General features: G+C 52.8%; 6 protein-coding genes and 1 pseudogene. 6 read left to right on the top strand and 1 reads right to left on the bottom strand.

The features are described from left to right. Positions 1 to 259 (bottom strand): annotated as a pseudogene (locus ABN482_RS10325) (hypothetical protein); the annotation flags it as partial. Between the two features lie 163 nt (positions 260 to 422). On the opposite strand from ABN482_RS10325, the gene ABN482_RS10320 reads away from it, so the two are divergent. From ABN482_RS10320 to ABN482_RS10295, 6 genes are all read left to right on the top strand, one after another. Beyond that, a complete protein-coding gene (locus ABN482_RS10320; RefSeq protein ID WP_349503911.1) occupies positions 423 to 707 on the top strand; it encodes a hypothetical protein in 285 nt (94 codons plus the stop codon). Positions 708 to 737: 30 nt separating this feature from the next. Then, entirely contained in the window at positions 738 to 1,586 is an 849-nt protein-coding gene (locus ABN482_RS10315; protein WP_349503910.1) for a hypothetical protein, read from the top strand. A gap of 2 nt (positions 1,587 to 1,588) precedes the next feature. Continuing rightward, the gene (locus ABN482_RS10310) at positions 1,589 to 2,590 is read left to right on the top strand and encodes a leucine-rich repeat domain-containing protein (RefSeq protein ID WP_349503909.1); all 1,002 of its coding nucleotides are present in this window, start codon (positions 1,589 to 1,591) and stop codon (positions 2,588 to 2,590) included. A 35-nt stretch (positions 2,591 to 2,625) separates the two neighbouring features. Beyond that, positions 2,626 to 3,096, top strand: a complete 471-nt coding sequence (locus ABN482_RS10305) for an NTF2 fold immunity protein (protein WP_349503908.1) — start codon at positions 2,626 to 2,628, stop codon at positions 3,094 to 3,096. Beyond that, a complete protein-coding gene (locus ABN482_RS10300) occupies positions 3,096 to 3,491 on the top strand; it encodes a hypothetical protein (protein WP_349503907.1) in 396 nt (131 codons plus the stop codon). Before ABN482_RS10305 ends, ABN482_RS10300 begins: the two co-directional genes overlap by 1 nt. Continuing rightward, positions 3,488 to 3,684, top strand: a 197-nt coding sequence (locus tag ABN482_RS10295) for a hypothetical protein (protein ID WP_349503906.1), incomplete at its 3' end; no start/stop codon positions are given. The genes ABN482_RS10300 and ABN482_RS10295, both read left to right, overlap by 4 nt.

Here is a 3,684-nt window from a genome sequence, read left to right as displayed (position 1 = left end):
CCATCCCGGCGGGCAGCATGTTGGCTGCCTGCATCCGTTGCAGTAGATCTTTGATTGAGCGTTCACCAGCGGCGACCTCGCTATCAAGCAACAGTTGTCTGTAGAGCTTGAACAGCGTGGTATAGGGGATCGTGTCCGTCTCGACCAGCGAGCTGGGTACGATGTAGCCTTCGTGCAGCAACCGTTTTTCAAGTGCGCGCCAGTCGGGTGGTGGCAGGTGTGGCTGACGGGGATAGATGAAGTAGTCGTGTTCTGACATGGATGGCTGCCGGGCGGGCCGGCATGGTGATGTTGCGGTGTCGATGCAGGAATTCTACTACGGCTGTTTGGCCTGAATACTGCACGGTTTGGCAGTCATTTTGGATTATGTGATGTGATTTGGGCGTGCTATGGTTTATCTGATTGTGGTGGGGAAAAGTTCGTTGGCAAAGGATGTGCCCGATATCGTCGGCCAGATTGAATTTTCCGAACTGGCTGTGCTCTCGAAGCTGATCAAGCGACGGGATATGGCCTTTTTGCATGATGTGGCCTGCTTTTTTGAAGACAGGGCATTCTCCCTGCCGATGCTGCAGGAAGCCCAGGCGGATCTGTTTGCGATGTTGCCCGAAAATCTGGCTGCCGATGAGCGAGCCATGCTGCACAAGCTGCTTGCAGTCGTGGGCTATGCCTGCCACAGGCAATTGCCTATGTTCGGGGTTGCCAGCTAGCCTGGCTCGGATAGATTTGGTACGGGTGCGATGACTGTGACTGGTTTCTGCTGTGTGGATATAAAGGGACGTAGTTTGTCTGTGGATGTGCCTGCTCCAGAGTTGGGTGGAAAAGAGGCGGTTTTCATAGAAAAAATTGAATTGTCTTCTGCCGAAACGAAGCTTTTGGGTAGCGATGCAGGCAGAGTGCTGCATGTGTTCGGTGCATTGGTCAAAACGGGTGAGGTGCATCCCGATTTCGGTGAGCTGAAGCGGTTCGAGTTGGCAGTGGTAGAAAGCAAAGAGGGGCGTGCTGATTCTATTCTGCACCATCTGGCACAGCATGAGACGGTCATGTACAAGCGGGATGCGGACGATACAGGTGAACAGTGCGCGGATATGTTAACCAGGCAGGAAATCAAATTTCTGCGTCGACCGCCCCGCTGGAAAGTAGCGGACGCGTCTGTACCGGAGTGCCAGGGGGAACTGTTCCATTTTTGCAGGCAGATTTATATTCCTGAAAACAAAACGACTCGCCAGAATATGATCTGGGGATGTTCTTTGTTTTTATTTGTTTTTGTGACTCGCCAGGATGAGTTGCTTGTACAGGTTTTTCAGCAGGATATGTCCGAGCAGACCGCAGAGGATCATTACCGGCTGGAAGAGATGATGATGGAGTTTGACCGACATTATCAGGATTCAGGTCGTGTTGGAAAATTGATTGAAGAAGGCGATAAGTTTTTTCATGAATATGTTTTGAATCATGAACGTGTCAGTGGCTGGATGCTTGGCCTTCTTCTTGAAAATGCCAGAACGAAGGCTTTCAAGGCGCTGGTCTTGAAAAAGCGCAAGCATCATGAGATGCGTGGTACTGATTTTCTGGAACTCATCAATAAATAAAAATGAAGCATCATTTTGCGGATCTGCTGGATCGGGACGGATTTCACTGGAACATGGTTCCAAACCAGGAGCGCTATCGATATCGTATCGATGATATGAGCCCGGGAGACGACACGGTCAGAGCCGTCACGATTGGCAAGCACGACCTGCAGCGCGATCTGTTGCCGACGCTGCCAAACGTGGAGGAAGTCACCCTGCATGAACCGGATCAGCAACAATTGTGTGAGCTGTCCGGCATCAAGAACCTGAAAAGGCTGCGCATCAGCCATGTTCGCCTGAAAGATATTGATTTCATTGCCGAGCTGTCAGGTGTCGAAGAGCTGGTGATGGAGTATGTGTCAGGGTTTTCGGATCTGTCACCGCTCAAGCGCTTGCCGGTCTTGCGGTCGCTGCATCTCGAGAATCTGAGGAAGGTGTCGGATTTCTCCGGCCTTGATGGCCTGGTGCAGTTGAAGTATCTCAGGATCGACGGCACGCTGGACTGGAAGCAGCCGATCCTGAACTTCGAGTTTCTGAGGGGGCTGACCGGGCTGGAGGTGCTGTCATTTGGACAGGTTATTTCAAAAGCGGCCTATCCTGCGTTCTTGCCAGCCAGGCACCTGAGACACCTGAAAAAAATCCGGGTGCCTTCAAATATGTTCGATATGGCCGAGTATGCCCTGTTGTCCGTCATGTTGCCTGAGGTGCAGGGCGCGGATTGGCGCGCGTATCACCATACGTGCTATTCCTACCTGCCGTTGCAGGAAGGTGATGCCAGGCTGCATATGCCGCTTGAGAAGCTCAAGGTGCATCATCCGGAGGTCATTGTGATACACACCGGTGAGCGGCGGGTTCCTGATCCCGAGTTTGAATGGTTTGAGTGTACGGGAAAGAAATCAGGGCGTATCAAGTGCAAGCACCCGGATAGCGATGCGAGATGCCGGGAATATGAAGAAAATTTTGCCGCGATGAAAAATAATGCGGAACGTGTGTTGGCCGGGATTTCCGGCCTTGAAAAAGTGTGACTTTGAATTTTGCCTGAATGATGATGAGCTGCGACTTGGAATTTGATGCGAGAGAATTCACCCTGGGCTTTGCCAGCGAAATGAATGCCTGGGAAGATGCATTCCGGGACGCATGGCAGGAAAACAATAAAAACTATATCCATGGTGCGCCCGAAGAAATCATGGCCAGGTATCGTGCTGCCGACGAGGCCATGCACAATAAGTACCGCGCCCTGTATTGCGATATCTTTTATCGCTACTGCACCGACAGGGAGCGCAAGTATGGTGGCCCGCACGGTCCGAAAAGCGCCGGCATGCCGACCAAGTACAACGGCATTGATGCCGATGCGCCTTGCCAGGTGGAGCAAAAAAACAAGAGCCGCATTGAAGTGACCTGGGATATCAGGAACACCATCCTGCCCAGGAAAACCCTGTTTGTCTTGGTCAGGCGTGACCAGCAATGGCGCATCGACAGCTATAAATACCTGTCCGATGGCAATGAAAAATGGGATAACGGAATCCTTTGATGACGCAACATTCACACTGCCCCCTGTGTTCGGGGGAACTGCAAAAAATACAGGTCGCTCCCTGCTTCGACTGTGGTCATGCTCCAGGCGAGATCAAGGAATTCAAGCGGGGCGAGCATACGTACAACGTCTGGGAACTGTGGGGCCACGAACTGGTCCTGTGTGATTTTTGCGATGCGGATTTTGATTCCTACCATAATGCGTATTGGGGCCTGCCGCCGCATGCGCAGGCACATAACTTTCCCCTGAACCGGGTGCGCGAACTGGCGCGCCCCGGACTGGCCGAAGACCTGTATTGCGATACCTGCAAGCATCGACTGGCCTTCATCCTGTTGCGCCAGCATGCCCTGCAGCACAATCAGGCAGGCTATGGGGCGCATGGTTCAAAGCGATGAAGACGCCTCTCTATACCGTCACCATCGATTTCGAGGACCATTCCAGAGCGATTTTCCAGACTCAGGCCAGGAGTGAGCGTGCAGCCCTGGATCGTGCCTTGCTGGAATCTGAGGCAATGGCGGAATACGACCGGGTGCTGACCGAGTCGATGATCGACAACGACAGGCTCAGCCTGACGCACCTGGCGATGGG

It is taken from the genome of Corticimicrobacter sp. (genome assembly GCF_040137905.1).
Lineage (GTDB): Bacteria > Pseudomonadota > Gammaproteobacteria > Burkholderiales > Burkholderiaceae_B > Corticimicrobacter.
The sequence above is the reverse complement of the archived record's forward strand: the minus strand, read 5'-3'. Positions and strand labels throughout refer to the sequence as shown.